This is a genomic window from Bifidobacterium italicum (assembly GCF_002286915.1).
Classification (GTDB): Bacteria; Actinomycetota; Actinomycetes; order Actinomycetales; family Bifidobacteriaceae; genus Bifidobacterium; species Bifidobacterium italicum.
Window position 1 is genome coordinate 1 of sequence record NZ_MVOG01000016.1, and the last position, 19,388, is coordinate 19,388.

The following is a 19,388-nucleotide window of genomic DNA, read 5'->3' on the forward strand; positions in this document are numbered from 1 at the left end:
GGGGGGGGGGCCCCCCCCCCCNGGGGGGGGGGGGNGGCCACCGCCGTTTTTCCGTCATGGGCGCGGGTGCACGGTCCGCGCGGCGCGCCGCTAGAACAACCGCAGCGAGTCGTCGTCGGCGCCGCGCATGTCGTCGTAGTCGAGGATCAGGCATTCGAACCCGCGGTCGGTGGCGAGCGTGCGCGCCTGCGGGGCGATCGTCTGCGCCGCGAAGATGCCACGCACCGGCGCGATGAGCGGATCGCGGTTGAGCAGCTCGCAATACCGCGTGAGCTGTTCGACGCCGTCGATGCCGCCGTGCCGTTTGATCTCGATCGCCACATGCGTGCCGTCGGCGTCGATGGCCATGATGTCGACCGGGCCGATCGCCGTCGGATACTCGCGCCGCACGAGCTTGGCGCCTTCGCCGATGCGTTCGATCTGCTCGGCGAGATAACGCTGCAGATGGTCCTCGACGCCGTCCTTCTTCAATCCCGGATCCTCGCCGAGGTCGTAGGTCTCGTCGGAGTAGATGTGCTGCAGCGTGACCTCGAGGACGTCGTTCGACTTCGTCGCGCACGCGCGGATGACCTTCTGCGGCGCCGGCGTCGCGGCGTCGTCATCGGCGTCCTTCGGCGTGATGTCCTTGATCGTGCACGGCGCCGCCATCCAGTTGAGCGGCTTGTATGAGCCGAGTTCGGAGAAGATGAGCAGGCTGTCGTCCGCCTTGATCAGCAGGACGCGACGCGCGAGCGGCAGCGTCGCCTGAAGTCGTCCGGTGTATTCCGCGCTGCAGTCGGCAACAATGATTCGCATGGGGCACCACGATACCGCGCGCCGCGCCCCGGCACAACGCCACGGCGGGATAACCGGCGGACGGCGCGCATACGGGCGCATAGGGAAGGCCCCGGATCCCGATTGGGATCCGGGGCCTTGTCGACGTGAAGGTCGCCGGCGGTCACTGGATGCCGGTCTCGTCGATCGGCTGGTTCGCCATCGTGCGGCCGTGCTCGACGACGACGGTCAACTTGTTCGAGTCGAAGGAGATGAATCCGTCGGTCACCTCGAAGGAATGCTTCGCGCCGTCCGGTTCGGTGACGACGAGCGGACCCTCCTGGATGACGGAGAGCACCGGCTCGTGCCCGGGCAGGATGCCCATGCCGCCCGCATATGCGGGCACGAGCACCGACTTCGCCACGCCGCTCCAGACCGGATGGTCAGCGGAGACGATATTCACGTCCATCGTCGCGCCGGCCATGATCACTCACCGTATTCCTTCTGCATCTTGTGCCACTTCTTCTCGAGGTCGTCGATGCCGCCGATGCCCGAGAACGCCTGCTCCGGGACGTTGTCGTAGACGCCGTCGCAGATGCGCGTGAACGCCTCGATCGTCTCCTCCGCGGGCACATAGGAGCCCGGGACGCCGGTGAACTTCTCGGCGACGTAGAAGTTCTGGCCGAGGAACTGCTCGATCTTGCGCGCGCGGTTGACGATCATCTTGTCCTCTTCGCCGAGTTCGTCGATGCCGATGAGGGCGATGATGTCCTGCAGCTCCTTGTTGCGCTGCAGAATCGCCTTGACGCGGTTCGCGCAGTCGTAGTGAGCCTGGCCGACGTAGCGCGGGTCGAGGATGCGGGAGGTCGAGGACAGCGGGTCGACGGCCGGGTAGATGCCCTTCGACGCGATGTCGCGCGAGAGCTCGGTCGTCGCGTCGAGGTGGGCGAAGGTCGTCGCCGGCGCCGGGTCGGTGTAGTCGTCGGCGGGGACGTAGATCGCCTGCAGCGACGTGATCGAATGGCCGCGCGTCGACGTGATGCGCTCCTGGAGGGAGCCCATCTCGTCGGCAAGGTTCGGCTGGTAACCGACCGCGGACGGCATGCGGCCGAGCAGCGTCGAGACCTCGGAGCCCGCCTGCGTGAAGCGGAAGATGTTGTCGATGAACAGCAGCACGTCCTGGTTCTCGACGTCGCGGAAATACTCCGCCATCGTCAGCGCCGTCAGCGGGACGCGCAGACGCGTGCCCGGCTGCTCGTCCATCTGGCCGAAGACGAGCGCGGTCTTCTCGAGCACGCCGGCCTCGTCCATCTCGCCGATCAGGTCGTTGCCCTCACGGGTGCGTTCGCCGACGCCGGCGAACACGGAGACGCCGCCGTGGTTCTGCGCCACGCGCTGGATCATCTCCTGGATGAGGACTGTCTTGCCGACGCCCGCGCCGCCGAACAGGCCGATCTTACCGCCCTGCACGTACGGGGTGAGCAGATCGATGACCTTGATGCCCGTCTCGAACATCTGCGTCTTCGATTCGAGCTGGTCGAAGGCCGGCGGGTTGCGGTGGATCGGCCAACGCTCCTTGATGACGATCTTCTCGCCCGGCTTCTTGTTGAGGATGTTGCCGGCGACGTCGAAGACATGGCCCTTCGTCACATCGCCGACCGGCACCTCGATCGGGCCGCCGGTGTCACGCACCTCGGCGCCGCGCACGAGGCCGTCGGTCGACTTGAGCGCCACGCAGCGCGCCGTCGAATCGCCCAGATGCTGCTCGACCTCGAGGGTGATGACGACGTCCTTGACCTCGCCCTCCTCCTGCTGGCCCATCTGCTTGATTTCGACCTTCAGCGCGTTGTAGATGTCCGGCATGTGACCGACAGGGAACTCAACGTCGATGACCGATCCCTGAATACGCGTCACATGACCGACGATTGGCTCCGCGACGGTGTCGGCGGCCGCAGTGGTCTGTTTCTCAGCCATTTCGCGTTCCTACTCTTCCTTCTTGTTCAATGCATCGGCGCTGCCGATGATTTCGGTAAGTTCCTGGGTGATCGATGCCTGGCGCGATGCGTTGAGCTTGCGGGTCAGGTCGTTAATCAGTTCGCGCGCGTTCTCCGTGGCCGTGTGCATCGCGTTCTGCCGGCACGCCACCTCGGAGGCGGCCGCCTCGAGCAGGCACTCGTGGATGCGCGAGCGCACGTACTTCGGCAGCACGGCGTCGAGCACCTCGTCGAGGCTCGGTTCGAAGGCGTACAGCGGCATTGCCGTCGTCGCCGTCGGATCGGGGCGCTGCGCGTCCTTGTCCTCGATGATCTCGACCGGCAGCATGCGCAGCACGCGCACCTTCTGCACGACCATGTTGATGAACTCGGTGTAGACGATGTACAGCTCGGATACGCCGCCCTGGTCGGCGGGAAGCATATACGCGTCCAGCAGCGCGCGGGAGATCGCGTCGGCGACTTCGACGCCAGGCCTCTCGGTATCGCCTTCCCAGGTCTGTGCGAGCGGGCGGTTGCGGTACTTGTAGTACGAAACACCGCGGCGACCATAGACGAACAGTTCCGGTTCCTTGCCGGCCTCGTCGAGACGCGCCAGCAGATCCTCGGTTTCGCGGATGATCGATGAAGTGTACGCTCCGGCCATGCCACGGTCCGCCGTCAAGGCGAGGACGGCAACGCGGGGGTTGTCGCCCTCCTTCTTGACGATCGGATGTGAGATATGGGAGTGGGATACCAGTGTCTGGACGGCATCGAAAATCGCATCGGTGTACGGCTTCGCGTTGAGCGCCACCTCACGGGCCTGCGCGATATGCGAAGCCGCGATCATCTCCTGGGCGTTGAAGATCTTCTCCAACGAACCCGTGGAGGCGATCCTGCCCTTTAATGCGAGTTGCGATCCCATAGGTTACTTCTTTTCCTGCGCTTCGGCGTCCTTGGCCTTGCGGCCCTGGGCCTTGATCTGCTCCTGATCGACCGGCGTGACGCCCTTCGGCGTCGGCTTCTTGTCGATGAGCGGCTTGCCGGCCTTCGTCACATAGGTCTCACGGAAGGCGTCCACGGCCTTGTCCAGCGCCTCTTCGGTCTGATCGCTGAAGTCGCCGGTGTCGCGGATCGTCTTGAGGATGTCGGTGTTGCGGTCGAGGTACTCGAGCAGGCCCTTCTCGAAAGGCAGCACGTCGACGACCTCGAGGTCGTCGAGCTTGCCATGGGTGCCGGCCCACACGGAGACGACCTCCTGCTCCATCGAGAACGGGGAGAACTGCGGCTGCTTGAGCAGCTCGGTCAGGCGTGCGCCGCGGTTGAGCTGGGCCTTCGACGCGGCGTCCAGATCGGACGCGAACATCGCGAAGGACTCGAGCGAGCGGTAGCGCGCCAGCGAGATCTTCAGCGTGCCGGAGACCTTCTTGAGCGCCTTCGTCTGCGCCGCGCCGCCAACGCGGGAGACGGAGATGCCGACGTCCACGGCGGGACGCTGGCCGGCGTTGAAGAGGTCGGACTGCAGGAAGATCTGTCCGTCGGTGATCGAGATCACGTTCGTCGGGATGTACGCGGAGACGTCGTTCGCCTTCGTCTCGACGATCGGCAGACCGGTCATCGAGCCGCCGCCCAGGTCGTCGGAGACGCGTGCGCAGCGTTCGAGCAGGCGGGAGTGGAGGTAGAAGACGTCGCCCGGATACGCCTCGCGCCCCGGCGGGCGGCGCAGCAGCAGCGAGATCGAGCGGTACGCCTCGGCCTGCTTCGACAGGTCGTCGAAGACAATGAGGACGTCCTTGCCGTTGTACATCCAGTGCTGGCCGATGGCCGAGCCGGTGTACGGCGCGATGTACTTGAAGCCCGCGGAATCCGACGCCGGGGACGCGACGATCGTCGTGTACTCCATCGCGCCGGCCTCTTCGAGGCTCTGCCTGACGGAGGCGATCGTCGAACCCTTCTGGCCGATGGCCACATAGATGCAGCGCACCTGCTTCTTCGGGTCGCCGGACTCCCAGTTCGCCTTCTGGTTGATGATCGTATCGATCGCGATGGCCGTCTTGCCGGTCTGGCGGTCGCCGATGATGAGCTGGCGCTGGCCGCGGCCGATCGGCGTCATCGCGTCGATCGCCTTGAGACCGGTGGACATCGGCTCGTCGACCGGGTGGCGGTGCATGACGTCGGGGGCCTGCGCCTCGAGAATGCGGCGTCCTTCGCTCTTGATCTCGCCCAGGCCGTCGATCGGGTTGCCCAGCGGGTCCACGACGCGGCCGAGGAATCCATCGCCGACCGGTACGGAAAGCACCTCGCCGGTGCGGCGGACCTCCTGGCCCTCCTCGATGCCGACGAAGTCGCCGAGGATAACCACGCCGATCTCGCGGGCGTCAAGGTTGAACGCCAGACCAAGGGTGCCGTCCTCGAAGGTCAGCAGCTCGTTGGCCATGCAACCAGGCAGTCCCGTCACATGCGCAATGCCGTCGCCGGCCGTCGCGACGTGGCCGACCTCCTGGGTCGGCGTCTCCGACGGCGTGTACGCCTCGACGAAATCATCGAGCGCCTTGCGTATCGTGGCGGGATCAATGGTCAGTTCTGCCATGATCACTCCTTATTGTTGTGTATACATTCGTGTGGGTCCTCTTCCTGGACCCGTGGGACGCTGCGGCATGAGCCGTCCCGCGTCACTTGGCGGTGCCCGCCTTCACCCTGCGCCTGAGCGCCTGCAGCTGTGCGACGACGGTGTTGTCGGTCACCTCGTGGCCGACCTGCACGCGCATGCCGCCGATGACGTTCCTGTCCACGACGAGGTGGATGTGCACCGGACGGCCGACCTTCTTCGTGTAGATCTTCACGAGGCGGTCGATCTGCGCGTCGCTCAGCTCGGTCGCCGCCGTCACCGTGACCATCGACTCCCCCATATGGCGGGAGAACTTGTTGATGAGCCACTGGATCGTCTCGAGATAGCGGCGGTTGCGCGGATTGCGCGTGCTGTGCTCGGCGAGACGCACGGTGATGCGGTCGAAGTGGGCGCCGTCGATGAGGGCGTGCAGCAGGTCGTAGCGCGCCTCGAGCGGCCCGTCGGCGTCGGAAAGGTCCGCGCGCACGACGGGCAGGTTGAGCAGGGCCGACTGCAGCTGCGCGAGTTCGATCGACACCTGCAGCGTCTTGCCGTCCTTGTCCGCCTGATACATCATGGCGTCCACCGCGAAGTCCTCCACGGCGTTGTCGATGTCATGGGCGCGGCTCCAGCTGCGGCCGACGAGATCGACGAGGATCGCCATCGTCATGTCCAGGACCTTGCCGCCGAACAGCTCGTTGAGCAGGCGGACCTTGTCCTCGGTCGGACGGCCCGGATCGGTCAGCGCGCGCTGCAGCCGCGGGTTCTTGTCGAGCACGAACGTGATCGTGAACAGTTCGTTGCCGATCTCCCACGCGTCGTCGCCCGACGCGCTGAGCCGCTTGGCGAACGAGTCACGCGATTCGCGGTCGGCCACTCGTGATGCTTCTCCTTGCACCTGTCACCTCCCTCCTTGCAGATACGTGCTACTTGTTGTCTTCGGACTGTTCCAGATCGGCGATCATCTTGTCGAGCATGTCCGACTGGACCGTCGGATCCTGAAGCTGCGTCTGCAGAATCTTGCCGGCGAGCGACGTGGCGATCGTGCCGACTTCGCCCTTGAGGCTGACCATCGCCTTCTGCTGCTGCGATTCGAGCGAGCGTTCGGCGTTGGCGGTGATCTGCGCGGCTTCGGTCTCGGCGCGCGAACGCGCGTCGGCGATGATGTGCGACGCCTCGGCGCGCGCGTCGTCGCGGATCTTCGACGCCTCGACGCGCGCGGTGCTCAGCTGCGCCTGATACTTCTTCTTGGCTTCCTCGGCGTCTTTCTGGGCCTGTTCCGCCTTGGCGAGGCCACCCTCGATCTTGGCGGCGCGCTCATCGAATACGGACTGGAACTTCGGCAGGAAGAACTTGTAGAAGAACGCGGCCACGATGATCAGGATGATCAGCGACCAGACGATGTCATAGGTCTCGGGAAGGAACAGCTGGATGCCGTCGTTTTCCGCCATGTCCATGATTCGTTCTCCTCCTTTCATGTCCTCGAGTGATGATTCGGGTTGCTACTCGACTCGGATCACTGGAAGATGAACGCCGCGACGAAGCCGAGCAGCGCGAGGACCTCGACAAACGCCAGACCCAGGAACATCAGCGTCTGCAGACGGCCACCCAGCTCGGGCTGGCGCGCGGTGCTCTCGATCGTCTTGCCAATCAGGATGCCCAGACCGATGCCGGGTCCGATGGCGGCAAGACCGTAGCCGACGACGTTCAGGTTGCCCGCAACCTCAGCGAGGGTAACGATATCCATGGTTGTTTCCTTTCTGGTTCATTGCTTGATGCAACAAAATCATGCCGGCGGTCAGTCGATCTCCGGATAGCTCATATTGATGTACGCGGTCGTCAGGATCGCGAAGATGTAGGCCTGCAGGCAGCTCACCAACACCTCGAACAGGTACATGAACATGCCGGCGGCGAAGGTCACGACGCCGAAGGGCATCATCACCTTGTTCACGACGTCGATGAGGAAGTACTGCGTCGCCGACAGGCACAGCGCGAGGATGAGATGGCCGGAGACCATGTTCGCGAAGAGTCGGATCGTCAGCGAGAACGGACGGATGACGAGCAGCTCGAGCAGCTGGATCGGCGAAAGCAGGATGTAGATCGGCCACGGGACGCCCTTCGGGAACAGCTCGTCGCGCAGGAAGTGGCCGAGACCCTTCTCGCGGATGCCGGCGATCCAGTACTGGAAGAAGCACCACATCGCGAACACGAGCGGCAACGTGATCGTCGCGCTCGCCGCGATGTTCATGCCGGGGACCTCACCGCACAGGTTGAAGACGAGCAGCGTGAGGAACACGGTCGTGATCATCGGCACGTAGCGCTTGCCGCGCGCCTCGCCCATGACCTGGTAGACGATGTCCGTCTTCGTGAAGTTGACGATCCATTCGACGGCGCTCTGCCAACGTCCGGGCACGAGCTTCGCGCGCGCCGCCGTGATGCCCAGCACGAGCATCAGGATGATCGTGGCGAGGATGCGCACGAGGATGATGCGGTTGATCGCGAACGGAGTGCCCTGGAACAGGATCTCCGGAGGAAGGAAGTCGTCGATGCTCGGCATATGCATCGACGACTCTGCGAGCGTGACGGCGCCTGCGGCGAATGCATCAACCATTCATGCCTCCTGATGTTACGAATTGTCTGATGACAGTGTAATCCGACTGATGTCCACTACGTACCGTGCATGTGACGGCGAGATTACCCCACCGGCGGCGTTGCGCCGATGTGCCGACGTCGGGTTCAGCAGCGTGCGAACATGCGCGTCATGCGCTATCGCGCGCGCTCTGCGGCGTTGTCTCTCCTCGTCTTCCTCATGCGCCGGTGCCCATGTGCCGGGGTGGTGACCGCCTCGGCGCCGTGAAGCGTATTCGGACCTTTCTTTCCACTGACGGCGATTATTGGCCTGATAGTGGACATCGACGATCCGCGCGCCGTCACGGCCCCTTCGCGTCGAAACGCCGCCATTTCATAGGGTTTACGCGGTCGGAGTCCCCCCGGCCGCCGGCGCGGCGACACGCGGGGGCCCGATCTGTATCGCACATCACACATGATCCGCATCGCGCATCACGACGGCGCCGCATGCCACGGAATCCGGCTGCGCGCGCCGGGCCGCGACGGCTCAGCCGCGCGGGACGATGAGGCCGTAGCCGTCGTCGAGGAACGGCCGGAAGCCGTCCTCGCGCGGCGAGCTCGGCGCGTGGCGCACGACGTGGTCGGTGCCGGGGCGGCGCTGCGCGCGCAGCTGCGGCACCTCGGTCAGGTCGTACGGCGTCATCTGGTAGACCCAGTTGAGCCAGTTGCGCCACAGCAGGTTCGCATGCGCGCGCCACGAGAACAGCGGCTCGATCGTCGGGTCGTCGTTCGGGAAGTAGTTGGTCGGGAACGGCACGTTGTCGAGGCCGCGGTCCATGTCGCGGCGGTACTCCTCGGCGAGCGTGTATTTGCCGTACTCCCAGTGGCCGAGCGCGAACACCTCGGAGAAGTCGCGCGTCGCGATGAGGCCGGGGCCGGAGGCCGGCCCCCAGGTCAGGACCTGCAGATCCGGGTTCGCGGCCACGTCCTGCTCGCTGACGGCGGCGACGCGCGAATGCGGCTGCAGCGCAATCTCGTCGAAGCCGTTCGTCAGGAAGCAGTATTCGTCCTGCAGATACTGCGGGAAGACGCCGAAGATCTTCTCGGGGAGGTCGATCTTGCGCACGCCGTAGCGGTGGTTGAGCGCGCCCATCGCGCCCCAGCACAGGTACATCGTCGAGAACACATGGCTCGCCGCCCAGTCGAGGATGCGCCTGAACTCGTCCCAGTAATCGACCTGCTCGAAGGGCAGGTGCTCGACCGGGGCGCCGGTGACGATGAGGCCGTCGTAGTAGTTGTCGGCGAAGGACTCCGGCGGCTCGTAGAACTTGACGAGATGGTCGGCGCTCACATGCGTCGACTCGTGCGTGCCCGTCTTCATGAAGTCGATGTCCACCTGCAGCGGCGATTTCGAGATCAGCCGCAGCAGCTGCGTCTCGGTCTCGATCTTCTTCGGCATCAGGTTGAGGATGACCATCTTGAGCGGACGCACGCGCTGCCGCTCCGCCTCGGGCTTCTCGAGCGCGAAGATGCGCTCGGAGTCGAGGATGTCACGCGCCGGAAGACCTCCGGGAATTTTGATAGGCATGGTTTCCTATTATGTGCGCACGGCATAACAAACGCCGGTCCATGCCGCGCATCCCTTACGACACGCCGATGATTGACATTCGGATACAGACGTGTATATTAGTGAGAGCTGTGCAAAACAGCCGACGCGGGGTGGAGCAGCTCGGTAGCTCGCTGGGCTCATAACCCAGAGGTCCATGGTTCAAATCCATGCCCCGCTACCACCAAGGCCGGAGATCTACGGATCTCCGGCCTTCTGCGTTGCGCCGGCACCGCCGCGCCGGGCTTCATGGCAAAATCGCCCTCTGGCGGAATGCTTGCGTCCAGTAGCTGAATCAATGGAAAAGCACAATCGCGGATGCGTATATTGAATGCACTATTGGCTACATAACAACAAGGAGGCCATATGGCAGAGGCAACCAATACCGCGCCGCTCGCAGGCATCAAGGTCATCGATTGGACGCAGGTGCAGTCGGGCCCGTCCTGCACGCAGATCCTTGCGTGGCTCGGCGCCGAGGTCATCAAGCTGGAGAAGGTCCACGGCGGCGACCCGACCCGTAGCGAGATGAACGACGTCGACGGCTCCTATTCGTTGTACTTCCTGCAGCTCAACGCCAACAAGAAGTCGATCACCCTCGACATGAAGGATCCGGAAGGTAAGAAGATCCTCACCGATCTGCTCAAGGACGCCGACGTCTTCGTCGAGAACATCGGCCCGGGCGATGTGGAGAAACTCGGCTTCGGCTGGGACGAGGTCCACAAGATCAACCCGAAGTGCATCATGGCCTCCTTGAAGGGCTTCAATCAGGGCAGCCGCTTCGAGCACGTCAAGGCTTTCGAGCCGGTCGCGCAGTGCGCCGGCGGCGCCGCCTCGACGACCGGCTGGTGGGAGGGCGACGAGAACGTCCCGACCCAGTCCGGCGCCGCGCTCGGCGACTCGAACACCGGCATGCATCTGACGATCGCGATCCTCACAGCGCTGCTGCAGCGCGAGCGCACCGGCGAAGGCGTCTTCGTCTACCAGTCGATGCAGAACGCCGTGCTCAACCTGTGCCGCATCAAACTGCGCGATCAGCTCATCCTCGACCACCTGCATCAGCTGTCCTACTACGACTGCTATCCGGGCTACAAGTTCGGCAAGGCGATCCCGCGCGCGGCCAACGCCGAGGGCGGCCTCGTGCTCGGCTGGTGCTACCGCGCGAAGGGCTGGGAGACCGATCCGAACGCCTACGTGTACATCGTCATCCAGCAGTCCGAGAAGGGCTTTGAGGAGTTCTGCAACGCGATGGGCTTCCAGGACTGGCTCACCGATCCGCGCTTCAACACCGCGAACGCCCGCGACGAGCACAAGCAGGAGGTGTACAAGCGCGTCGAGGAATACACGATGCAGTACGACAAGTACACGCTGACGAAGGAACTGGGCGCCAAGGGCGTTCCGGTCGGCCCGGTGCTCGACTGGAACGAGCTCGAGAACGACCCCGACCTCAACGAGGACGGCACATTGATCACGATCGATCAGGGCGACGCCCGCGGCAAGTTCAAGACGATCGGCCTGCCGTTCACGATGAGCAACTACGCGCCTGACTACCAGCGCGCACCGAAGCTCGGCGAGAACAACGAGGAGATCCTCACCGCCCTCGGCTACACCGAGGACCAGATCAAGGACCTCGCCGCCAAGGGCGTCATCGGCTCCAACGACGGCGTCAAGGCCGACCTGACCGCCGCGCCGGCGCAGGCCTGATGTTCCCGTCCGTATGACCGCCGGCGGCGGCCATACGGCGAAGCCCAAGGGGAAGGCCGCGGCATCGATATGATGCCGCGGCCTTCCCCTTTGCCGACGATCCGGCTCGCCGTTCGCGTCCCGGATCAATTGACCGAATCGTACATGCCCTCGATGAAGCGCCGTTGGAACAGCGCGTAGATGACGACCATCGGCAGGACGGCCAGGCTCGTCGCGGCGAACATGCCGCCATAGTCGGTGCCATGCTGGTTGCTGAACTGCTGGAGGCCCACGGCGAGCATCTGCTTGCGCGGGTTCGTGATCATCAGATACGGCCACAGGTAGGCGTCCCAACTGGCGAGGAACGTGAGGATCGCCAACGCGCACACCGTATTGCGGCACATCGGCAGCATGATGCTGTGGAAGATGCGCGCGTCGCCGGCGCCGTCGATGCGCGCCGAGTCGAGCAGCTGGTCCGGCACGGCGCGCATCGCCTGACGGAACAGGAAGATGCCGGCGGCGCTCACCAGTTCGGGCACGATGAGCGCGACATAGGTGTCGACCCACTGGAAGCGGATCATCATGTCGCTCAGCGGCAGCATGAGTACCGGCCACGGCACCATCATCGTGGCGATCAGCAGCACGAAGACCGCATCGCGGCCGCGGAAGCGAAACTTCGCGAAGACGAAGCCGAACAGCGCGCTGATGTAGACGATGAGCACGGTGCGGATCGAGGAGACGACGAATGAATTGACGAACAACCTGCCGAAGTCGAATTGGCTCTGTATGTTGGCGTAGTTGTCGCGCGTCGTCGGACGCGGGAACAACGAGTCGGCGTCGCCGAGGATCACGCTCGTCGGCGCGAAGGACGAATCGAACATCCACAGGAACGGGATGATCGTCACTATGGCGAGCGCGAACGCGACGAGCGTCGCGAACGCGGACAAGATATGACGTCTTGAGCGTCGCAGTCGGGAGGTCATCGGCGCTCCCCCTCCCCTCGTTTCGTCAGGCGCAGCAGGACGGCGGCGATCGCCGCGCACACTGCGAGCATGACGACGCCCATCGCGCTGGCCGTGCCGAAATCGAACAACTTGTAGGCCTGCCGGTAGATGAGATAGCCGACCGTCGTCGTCGCGTCGCCGGGGCCGCCCGAGGTCAGCACGATGATCGGCACGTACATCTGCAGGTAGCCGATGAGCGAGACGACGGCGAGGTACCAGGTCATCGGCCGAATCGCCGGCAGCGTGACGTAGCGGAAGGTCTGCAGCGCGCCGGCGCCGTCGACGTGGGCGGCGTCGACGAGGTCGCGGGGCACGTTGAGCAGCGCCGCCAGATAGAGCAGCATCGCGTAGCCGAAGTCCTTCCATACTGTGAGCCCGATGAAGGTCGGGCCGGCCAGGACGGGATCGTGCAGCCAGCCGGTCGTCAGGCCGAACAGCCGGTCGACGAGTCCGAAGCCGGGATCGAACATCCATCCCCACATGAGGGCCACGGCCACGATCGGCGTGAGCGACGGCAGGAAGAACAGCGACCGCAGCGCATTGCGGCCATGGATGAGCTTCGAGCTCAACAGCAGCGCGAGCGCGAGTCCGATGATCAGGCGCAGCCCCGTGGCGCCCAATGCGTAGACGAGCGTACGGCCGCAGGAGGACCAGAACAGCGGATCGGCGAAGATGCGCCGGAAATTCGCCAGGCCGATCCAGTACGCCTCGCCGGTGGCCGGGTTCCAATGCTGCAGCGCGCCGACGAAGGCGCGCCCGATCGGATAGACGAAGAACACGGCGCAGTACGCGGCGAGCAGCGTGAGGGCGCAGCGGCGGAACGTGAACAGGCGGCGCGCACGTGCGCCGAGGCCTGACGCCACGTCATGGGACTGCGTCCCGCTGCGGGCCGGCGTCGGACGGCTGGCATCGGATCGTGTCATTGCTGGTGCTCCCGCCTCTCGGCATAGAAACGGTAGCGGCTCTCGGCGCTGCGGAAGCCGGAGGACCGCAGGTCCGAGACCATCGTGCGCTGCGTCCGCTCGAGCGCCTGCGCGATCGGCATGTCGTTGTAGAACACGTTCTCGAAGGCCTTGCGGGCGTCGGAATCCATCGCGTCGGGCATCGGCCCGGGCCAGATCAGCCGCTCCACGCGCGGCGCGATCGCCTTCATGACCGGCTTGGCGAGGATCTGCGGGTCGTCGGCCAATGAGCGTTTGGCCGGAAACGCGTTGTTGGCGTCGACGCATTTGCGGATGTAGTCGTCATCGGCCAGCAGGTAGCGGACGAAGTCCTGCGCGACGGCCTGCTGCTCGGTGGACGCATGCGTGTTGATGCCGGGCGTGGCCTGCCCGTTGTAGCGGTCGTAGGCGAAGGGCGTCTCGTCGGCGGACGGCACCGGCGTCGGGAAGATGCCGTAGTCAAGATCCGGATAGTAGCGCGTGAACGAGTCCTCGTACCATCCCCATCCGTAGGTCATCGCGGCCTTGCCCAGGCCGAAGGTGCGCACGCAGTTCTCGCTCAATGCGAGCGAGCCCACATGGTAGCGGTCGTAGAGGTCCTTGACGAAGCGCATGTTCCCGGCGGTCACCGGATTGTCGTAGTTCGGCGTCACGCCGTCGTCCTTGAACAGCAGTTCGCCCTGCTGGTAGTTGAGCGCGCCGTAGAACAGCGCGTAGGAGATGGCGTTGATGACGAATCCGGCCTGCGCCATCCTCGCGCCGTCCTCGCCGGACGATCCGTCCTCGTAGACGGTGAGGCGCTGCGCCACGCGGCGGAACTCGTCCCAGGTCTTCGGGATGTCCGTCTCGGTGAGGCCCGCCTCGCGCCAGATCCGCTTGTTGTAGTAGATGTTGCCGGTGTCGATGACCGAATCGATGTACTTGACCGCGCCGTCCTGCACATGCACGTCGGCGGTCGTGTAGTCCCGTTCTAGGTCGCGCACGTCGATCGCGTAGTCGGCGGCGTTCGGCCGGATGGACGCGTCGTAGGCGTTCTGGATGGCGAACAATGCCGGGCCGCTGCCGCCGCGCAGCGCGATCGGCAGTTTCGTCCAGTAGTCGTACCATCCGACCGTCACCGGCTCGATCGTCACGTTCGGGTGGATGCGTCGGTAGTCGTCGATCATGGCGATCACCGGATCCTCGTCGGCGCCATGCCAGCTCCAGTACTGCAAGGTGATCGGACGGCCGCCGTTGGCCAGATGGTTCGGGTCGTAGCGCACCGCATCGCCGATGACCGGCAGGCCCTTGTCCGCGCGCGTATCGGTCACGCCATCGTCCCCGTCCGCGCATCCGCCCAATGGGCTCATCAGCAACACGACGGAGGCGAACGCCGCCCCTATCCGCCGAAGGTTCACGTCTTTCCCCCCTGCCGCCCTCCACACATGGGCTACATGATGGATATACATGCATCCGTCTACAACGGCCGCGCGGCAGTGGGCGGACACGCGAAGGACCCCGGCCATCGGAACATGGCCGGGGTCCTTCGTGGATATGCTGCGGAGCCGATCAGCGGATCAGTGGCAGCACAGCGGCACGAGCCAGATCCACAGCAGGCAGGTGACGGCGAAGACGACGGTGGAGACCGCGGTCGTCGAGGCGCCTTCCTTGACGTAGATGTTGTAGCGGCTCGAGATGATGATGCCGGAGAACGCCGGCGGCAGCGCGACGGCGAGCACGAGCATCGAGAGCTTGTTCACATTGGAGCCCATGCCGCACAGCAGGCCCACGCCGAGGAACGCGGCAGGGGTCAGGATGAGGCGGTAGAACGTGTTCCAGATCGTCTCCCAGCCGAGCGAGAACTTCACGGTGGACAGCGCGAGGCCGGCGGCGAGCACCGCGACGCCGGAGTTGGCCTTCGCGATGAGGTCGAAGGTCGGCGCGGCCGCATCCGGGATGCGGATGCCGACGAGCACGATGACGATGGCGAGCAGCGGGGCCCAGCAGACCGGCTGCTTGAGCGCGTTGATGAGCGCCTCGAGGTTCTGGTTCTTCTTCTTGCCCTTGTTCGAGGACTTCGAGACCATGACCTCGGCGTTGCGGTCCTTCGTCGCGTCCTTCGCCGGATCGACGGCCTCGTCGTCCTTCGTGGCGACGATGGCCGGCGTCTTCGCGGACGCGGAGGCGACCTTGACGTCGCCCTTCGAGTTGGCGACGGTCGCTGCCGACAGGCGCGCACGGTCCTTCGCCTGGCCGACGTTGATCAGATACATGCCGATCGGGATCGTGACGGCGTTGACGACGATCGAGATGATCGCGATGACGAGGTTCGTCGAGACGGTGTCGCCGTAGATCGGATCGAGCACGGCGAATCCGAGGAAGCCGATCGTCGGCGAGCCGGCGATCAACGCGCAGACGGCCGCCTCCTGGATGCTGCGATGGAACATCAGACGGCACAGATAGTAGCTGAGCATGAACATCACGATGATGCCCACGAAGCCGAGCACGGTCAGGACGACGTCCTGCGCGAGCATTTCGCGCGTCGCCTTGACGATCGAGATGAACAAGGCGGCCGGCAGCGCGATGTTCAGCACGAGCTTGTTGAGGCCCTGGCGCTGATCATCGTCGAAGTAGCTGAATTTGCCGCAGACATAGCCCAACGCCATGATGACGATGATCGGGACGATGTCATCGATGAGTATTTTTCCCATGATGGATGCTTTCTTCTCTTGGTATGCCGATGCGTCGCGCGGCGTGCACCGGCCATGACTGGTGGGGACGACTGGCGCCGGACGGCTCCGCCGGCTGCCGTCCTCCCTCATGGGCTCGGCAGCCGGCGGACCCGGCCGGCGGTGACGTCATCGTCACATGCGGGCGCCTTCGATGTACGGGTTCGCCGTCACTTCGGAGGTCGCGAGCGGTCCGACGACCGGCTTCGGATTCAGGTTGCTGATGTGGCCCGATTCCTTGCCCGCGTAGTCGGCGAGCTGCACATGGACGAAGCTCGGCTTGCCGGAGGCGACGGCCTCGCCGACCATCTGCTCGACCTCGTCCGGCGTCGTGGCGTAGTAGCCGGTGCCGCCGAACGCCTCGATCATCTTCTCGTAGTGCGCGTCGTAGGTGAGCGTCAGCGGCGACGGATCGCCGTCGTCGCCGAGGTTCTCGAAGTCGCCGCGGTAGATGCCGCCGTTGTTGAGCACGACGAAGGTGATCGGCAGATGGTAGCGGCAGGCGACCTCGACCTCCATGCCGTCGAAGCCGAAGCCGGAGTCGCCGCCGATGTACAGGACCGGCTTGCCGGTGGCGACGGCGGCGCCGATCGAGTAGCCGACCGCGCAGCCCATGACGCCCCATGTGCCGCAGTCGAGACGATGGCGCGGCTGGTAGATGTCGATGATGTTGCGGCAGTCGTCGAGCGTGTTCGCGCCCTCGTTCGTCAGGATGAGGTCCTTGTTCTTGTCGTAGACCTTCTTGATCGCGCCGAGCGCGTCATAGTGGCCCATCGGCACCTTGCCGGAGTTGACGCGCGCGGCGAACTTCTCGTCGTTCTTCTGCGCGTCGGCCTGCAGCATGCCGAGCCATGCGGAGGTGGCCTTGAACGGGGTCTTGTCGAGGCCCGCGTTGAGCATCGTCATCGCGGACTTGATGTCGCCGACGATCGGGCAGGCGATCGAACGCGCGTTCTCCATCTCGGCTGGATCGATGTCGATCTGGATGAACTTGACGTCCGGGTTCCATTCCTTGCCCTGACCGAAGTTGAGCATCCAGTTGAGGCGCGCGCCGACGACGAGCACGACGTCGGCCGTGCGCAGCGCGAGGCCGCGGCAGCTTGCCGTGCAGTGCGGATCGTCGTCCGGGATGAGGCCCTTGGCCATCGACATCGGCTGGAACGGGATGTCGGTCTTGTCGACGAACGCGCGGATCTCGTCCTCGGCCTGCGCGAGCGCGGCGCCCTTGCCGACGATCATCAGCGGGTTCTTCGCCTCGCTCAGCAGCTTGAGCGCGTCGTCGATCGACGACTGCGCCGGCGGCATCGCCGGAGCCGGGTTGTTCGCGACCCACAGCTTGGCCGCGGCATCGTCCTTGTCCATCGTCTGGGCGACCGCATCGTCCGGGAAGTCGATGTAGACGGCGCCCGGACGGCCCGAGCATGCGATGTGCATCGCGCGCGCGACGGCGAGCGGGATGTCCTCGATCTTGTCGATGCGGAACGATTCCTTGCAGAACGCCTTCGCGTAGTTCATCTGGTCGAGGCCTTCGTATTCGCCCTCGTGCATGTCCACGACGTGACGCGTCGAGGAGCCGCCGATCATGATGACCGGGTAGCCGTTCTCGGTGGCCTCGAGCAGCGCGGCGAGGCCGTTGAGGAAGCCCGGCGCCGAGACGGTCAGCGCGACGGCCGGACGGCCGGTCAGGAATCCTTCCGCGGCGGCCGCGTTCACCGCGTCCTCCTCGTGGCGCATGCCGATGAAGCGCATGCCCATGCCCTGCGCGATGCGCGCGAAATCGGTGACCGGGATGCCGACGACGCCGTACATGTTCTTGATGCCGTTCTTCATCAGCGCCTCGGCGAGGTAGTGAGGCGAGTCCGTCAGGTTCTGCGTCGGTTCGGCAGCGGTCTGAGTTGCGGAATCCGTCATGCCTTCCTCCAATCGGAATATGGTTATCGGAATATGGTTACCACCGATTCTAAAGTCGCATGTCTCACATGCTGAGAGGGCTTGCGCTCAGCGTATTTATTCGCTAATCGCTATTTGCGCGTCCTTCGCCGCCCGTTGCCGTATCGTGGGATCCCCGCTTCGGGCGGTCTTCGCCGCGCCACGCCCTGACCTCATGACGCCACTGCTCCCCCTCCCTGCGCGCCGCCTGCTGCGCCGTCGACGCGACCTGTTGGATCTGCGATCCCGCAGCGACCGCGAAGTCGATGAATCCCGCGTCCTTCTCGTGCTCGTCGCGCAACGCGCTTTGGCGCATGCCGTGGAAGAACTCCTTCCAACCGGAGCGGGCAAGCAGGTCGATGCCCGAGCCGTAGATGCCGACCGGATAGCCGAACATGAACGCGACGCACACGCCGATCGCGAGGAACGGGGCGCCCGCCCATCCGAAGATCTCGCAGCCGAGCAGGAACGCGGAGACGGGGCAGCGGTTGAACGCGGCGAGGAAGCAGACGGAGCCGACCGCCGCGCCGAACAGCGCGTTGCCGCCGGTCATCGCGAACGACGCCGAGCCGATCATGCCGCCGATGCACAGCGACGGCATGATCTCGCCGCCCTTGAACCAGAATCCCAGACACAGGATCGTCAGCAGCATCTTGATGAGGAAGTCGAAGGAGACGTTCGGCGTGCGGAGCACGTCGTTGAGCAGCGTGCCGCCCGATCCGGTGAAACGCGTCCACCCGCACGCCGTCACGAGCACGGCGACGAGCAGGCCGCCGACGACGACCCACAGATAGCAGTTGCGCCGGATGCGCTTCGTGACGCCCTGCACGAGGCGGATCGCGATCGCGAACAGGCTGCCGAACAGCGCCGCCGCCACGCCGATGACGACGCACATGCCGACGCCATGCCAGCTCAGCTGCGGCACGTCGACCTTCGTGATGACGTCGCCGATGCCGAAGTGGCGCGCGACGACGAATCCGGCAAAGCACGCGACGAGCATCGAACACACGTAGCGCAGCCCGGCGAAGCGCATGAGCTCGAGGACGAGCATGCACGAGCCGAGCGGCGCGAAGAACAGCGCGGAGAACGTCGCGGCCATGCCGGTCGCCGCGACGTACAGATGCATGTCCTGCGTGTCGTCGTGGTTCGGGCGGCGCACGACGTTGTGCAGCCCGAAGGGCCGCGCGATCGTCGTGCCGAGGCTCGCGCCCATCTGCATCGCGCCGGCCTCCTTGCCGACGGTGCCGCCGGCGAGGATCGTCATCGCGTTCGCGATGAGGATGCCAGGCGCGAGCAGTCCGCTGATTCCATGGCCCCTGCGCATCCGCTCGATGACGGCGTCGGTCGTCAGGTCGAGCGGCAGCTTCCACCAGCGGTACAGCAGCAGCTGCACGACGCCGATGACCGGCAGCAGCCAGATGAGCCACGGCAGCCGTTCGAAGACATGCCGCGCGCCGTCGACGACGATGCACAGCGTGATCGACCCGAATCCGCACAACACGCCGCACACGAGCGCATAGAGCAGATGCCGGGCCGCCTGTCCGACGTTGAACCGCAGGACCCACTTCGACATGGGCGCCGGCTGCGCGTCGTCGTCCGTCCTGCGCTGCGGGTGTCCTGT

Annotated in this window: 17 protein-coding genes and 1 tRNA gene; 2 read left to right on the plus strand and 16 right to left on the minus strand. The window is 65.0% G+C overall.

Annotation, left to right across the window (positions count from 1 at the left end; translation table 11 throughout):
* Nucleotides 1–90: 90 nt before the first annotated feature.
* The 10 genes from nucS to B1400_RS05025 all read right to left on the minus strand — a co-directional run bounded on the left by nucS (nucleotide 91) and on the right by B1400_RS05025 (nucleotide 9,487).
* On the minus strand, nucleotides 91–795 hold the full coding sequence (gene nucS, locus B1400_RS04980) for an endonuclease NucS (protein WP_095613340.1): 705 nt from the start codon (nucleotides 793–795) through the stop codon (nucleotides 91–93).
* A 142-nt stretch (nucleotides 796–937) separates the two neighbouring features.
* Nucleotides 938–1,237, minus strand: a complete 300-nt coding sequence (locus B1400_RS04985; protein ID WP_095613354.1) for a F0F1 ATP synthase subunit epsilon — start codon at nucleotides 1,235–1,237, stop codon at nucleotides 938–940.
* A 2-nt stretch (nucleotides 1,238–1,239) separates the two neighbouring features.
* The gene (gene atpD / locus B1400_RS04990) at nucleotides 1,240–2,727 is read right to left on the minus strand and encodes a F0F1 ATP synthase subunit beta (RefSeq protein WP_095613341.1); all 1,488 of its coding nucleotides are present in this window, start codon (nucleotides 2,725–2,727) and stop codon (nucleotides 1,240–1,242) included.
* Between the two features lie 9 nt (nucleotides 2,728–2,736).
* On the minus strand, nucleotides 2,737–3,648 hold the full coding sequence (locus B1400_RS04995) for a F0F1 ATP synthase subunit gamma (protein WP_026645449.1): 912 nt from the start codon (nucleotides 3,646–3,648) through the stop codon (nucleotides 2,737–2,739).
* A 3-nt stretch (nucleotides 3,649–3,651) separates the two neighbouring features.
* Nucleotides 3,652–5,313, minus strand: coding sequence for a F0F1 ATP synthase subunit alpha (gene atpA / locus B1400_RS05000; protein ID WP_095613342.1), 1,662 nt, complete (start codon nucleotides 5,311–5,313; stop codon nucleotides 3,652–3,654).
* Between the two features lie 82 nt (nucleotides 5,314–5,395).
* The gene (locus B1400_RS05005; RefSeq protein WP_095613343.1) at nucleotides 5,396–6,229 is read right to left on the minus strand and encodes a F0F1 ATP synthase subunit delta; all 834 of its coding nucleotides are present in this window, start codon (nucleotides 6,227–6,229) and stop codon (nucleotides 5,396–5,398) included.
* Between the two features lie 28 nt (nucleotides 6,230–6,257).
* Nucleotides 6,258–6,788 carry a F0F1 ATP synthase subunit B gene (locus B1400_RS05010; RefSeq protein ID WP_095613344.1) on the minus strand — a complete coding sequence of 177 codons (531 nt, stop codon included), beginning with the start codon at nucleotides 6,786–6,788 and terminating at the stop codon, nucleotides 6,258–6,260.
* A 59-nt stretch (nucleotides 6,789–6,847) separates the two neighbouring features.
* A complete protein-coding gene (atpE, locus tag B1400_RS05015) occupies nucleotides 6,848–7,078 on the minus strand; it encodes an ATP synthase F0 subunit C (protein WP_004219171.1) in 231 nt (76 codons plus the stop codon).
* A gap of 51 nt (nucleotides 7,079–7,129) precedes the next feature.
* The gene (atpB, locus tag B1400_RS05020) at nucleotides 7,130–7,942 is read right to left on the minus strand and encodes a F0F1 ATP synthase subunit A (protein ID WP_095613345.1); all 813 of its coding nucleotides are present in this window, start codon (nucleotides 7,940–7,942) and stop codon (nucleotides 7,130–7,132) included.
* Between the two features lie 504 nt (nucleotides 7,943–8,446).
* Nucleotides 8,447–9,487, minus strand: coding sequence for a homoserine O-succinyltransferase (locus B1400_RS05025; protein WP_095613346.1), 1,041 nt, complete (start codon nucleotides 9,485–9,487; stop codon nucleotides 8,447–8,449).
* Nucleotides 9,488–9,612: 125 nt separating this feature from the next.
* Here B1400_RS05025 and B1400_RS05030 point away from each other — a divergent pair.
* Nucleotides 9,613–9,689 (plus strand) — tRNA-Met (locus B1400_RS05030).
* Nucleotides 9,690–9,871: 182 nt separating this feature from the next.
* Nucleotides 9,872–11,206 (plus strand): formyl-CoA transferase, encoded by a 1,335-nt coding sequence (frc, locus tag B1400_RS05035; protein WP_095613347.1) that lies wholly within the window; start codon nucleotides 9,872–9,874, stop codon nucleotides 11,204–11,206.
* A gap of 125 nt (nucleotides 11,207–11,331) precedes the next feature.
* Here frc and B1400_RS05040 read toward each other — a convergent pair whose 3' ends face one another.
* The 6 genes from B1400_RS05040 to B1400_RS05065 form a co-directional block, all read right to left on the minus strand.
* The gene (locus B1400_RS05040) at nucleotides 11,332–12,168 is read right to left on the minus strand and encodes a carbohydrate ABC transporter permease (RefSeq protein ID WP_095613348.1); all 837 of its coding nucleotides are present in this window, start codon (nucleotides 12,166–12,168) and stop codon (nucleotides 11,332–11,334) included.
* The gene (locus B1400_RS05045) at nucleotides 12,165–13,112 is read right to left on the minus strand and encodes a carbohydrate ABC transporter permease (protein ID WP_095613349.1); all 948 of its coding nucleotides are present in this window, start codon (nucleotides 13,110–13,112) and stop codon (nucleotides 12,165–12,167) included. Before B1400_RS05045 ends, B1400_RS05040 begins: the two co-directional genes overlap by 4 nt.
* Nucleotides 13,109–14,527 carry an extracellular solute-binding protein gene (locus B1400_RS05050; RefSeq protein ID WP_095613350.1) on the minus strand — a complete coding sequence of 473 codons (1,419 nt, stop codon included), beginning with the start codon at nucleotides 14,525–14,527 and terminating at the stop codon, nucleotides 13,109–13,111. The genes B1400_RS05045 and B1400_RS05050 overlap by 4 nt, the downstream gene beginning before the upstream one ends.
* A gap of 159 nt (nucleotides 14,528–14,686) precedes the next feature.
* Complete coding sequence (locus B1400_RS05055; RefSeq protein WP_095613351.1) at nucleotides 14,687–15,820, minus strand: AEC family transporter; 1,134 nt, start codon at nucleotides 15,818–15,820, stop codon at nucleotides 14,687–14,689.
* 153 nt (nucleotides 15,821–15,973) lie between these two features.
* Nucleotides 15,974–17,749, minus strand: a complete 1,776-nt coding sequence (oxc, locus tag B1400_RS05060) for an oxalyl-CoA decarboxylase (protein WP_095613352.1) — start codon at nucleotides 17,747–17,749, stop codon at nucleotides 15,974–15,976.
* 103 nt (nucleotides 17,750–17,852) lie between these two features.
* Nucleotides 17,853–19,388 (minus strand): chloride channel protein (locus tag B1400_RS05065; RefSeq protein WP_407641067.1); only part of this gene is annotated, 1,536 nt, incomplete at its 5' end.

What these genes read in the sequence shown, in the direction of transcription:
- frc (WP_095613347.1), top strand. Translation starts at nt 9,872, where the DNA reads ATGGCAGAGGCAACCAATACCGCGCCGCTCGCAGGCATCAAGGTCATC.
- B1400_RS05040 (WP_095613348.1), bottom strand. Translation starts at nt 12,168, where the DNA reads ATGACCTCCCGACTGCGACGCTCAAGACGTCATATCTTGTCCGCGTTC.
- B1400_RS04995 (WP_026645449.1), bottom strand. Translation starts at nt 3,648, where the DNA reads ATGGGATCGCAACTCGCATTAAAGGGCAGGATCGCCTCCACGGGTTCG.
- B1400_RS05010 (WP_095613344.1), bottom strand. Translation starts at nt 6,788, where the DNA reads ATGGACATGGCGGAAAACGACGGCATCCAGCTGTTCCTTCCCGAGACC.
- atpD (WP_095613341.1), bottom strand. Translation starts at nt 2,727, where the DNA reads ATGGCTGAGAAACAGACCACTGCGGCCGCCGACACCGTCGCGGAGCCA.
- B1400_RS05055 (WP_095613351.1), bottom strand. Translation starts at nt 15,820, where the DNA reads ATGGGAAAAATACTCATCGATGACATCGTCCCGATCATCGTCATCATG.
- atpA (WP_095613342.1), bottom strand. Translation starts at nt 5,313, where the DNA reads ATGGCAGAACTGACCATTGATCCCGCCACGATACGCAAGGCGCTCGAT.
- B1400_RS05045 (WP_095613349.1), bottom strand. Translation starts at nt 13,112, where the DNA reads ATGACACGATCCGATGCCAGCCGTCCGACGCCGGCCCGCAGCGGGACG.
- B1400_RS05025 (WP_095613346.1), bottom strand. Translation starts at nt 9,487, where the DNA reads ATGCCTATCAAAATTCCCGGAGGTCTTCCGGCGCGTGACATCCTCGAC.
- oxc (WP_095613352.1), bottom strand. Translation starts at nt 17,749, where the DNA reads ATGACGGATTCCGCAACTCAGACCGCTGCCGAACCGACGCAGAACCTG.
- atpB (WP_095613345.1), bottom strand. Translation starts at nt 7,942, where the DNA reads ATGGTTGATGCATTCGCCGCAGGCGCCGTCACGCTCGCAGAGTCGTCG.
- atpE (WP_004219171.1), bottom strand. Translation starts at nt 7,078, where the DNA reads ATGGATATCGTTACCCTCGCTGAGGTTGCGGGCAACCTGAACGTCGTC.
- nucS (WP_095613340.1), bottom strand. Translation starts at nt 795, where the DNA reads ATGCGAATCATTGTTGCCGACTGCAGCGCGGAATACACCGGACGACTT.
- B1400_RS04985 (WP_095613354.1), bottom strand. Translation starts at nt 1,237, where the DNA reads ATGGCCGGCGCGACGATGGACGTGAATATCGTCTCCGCTGACCATCCG.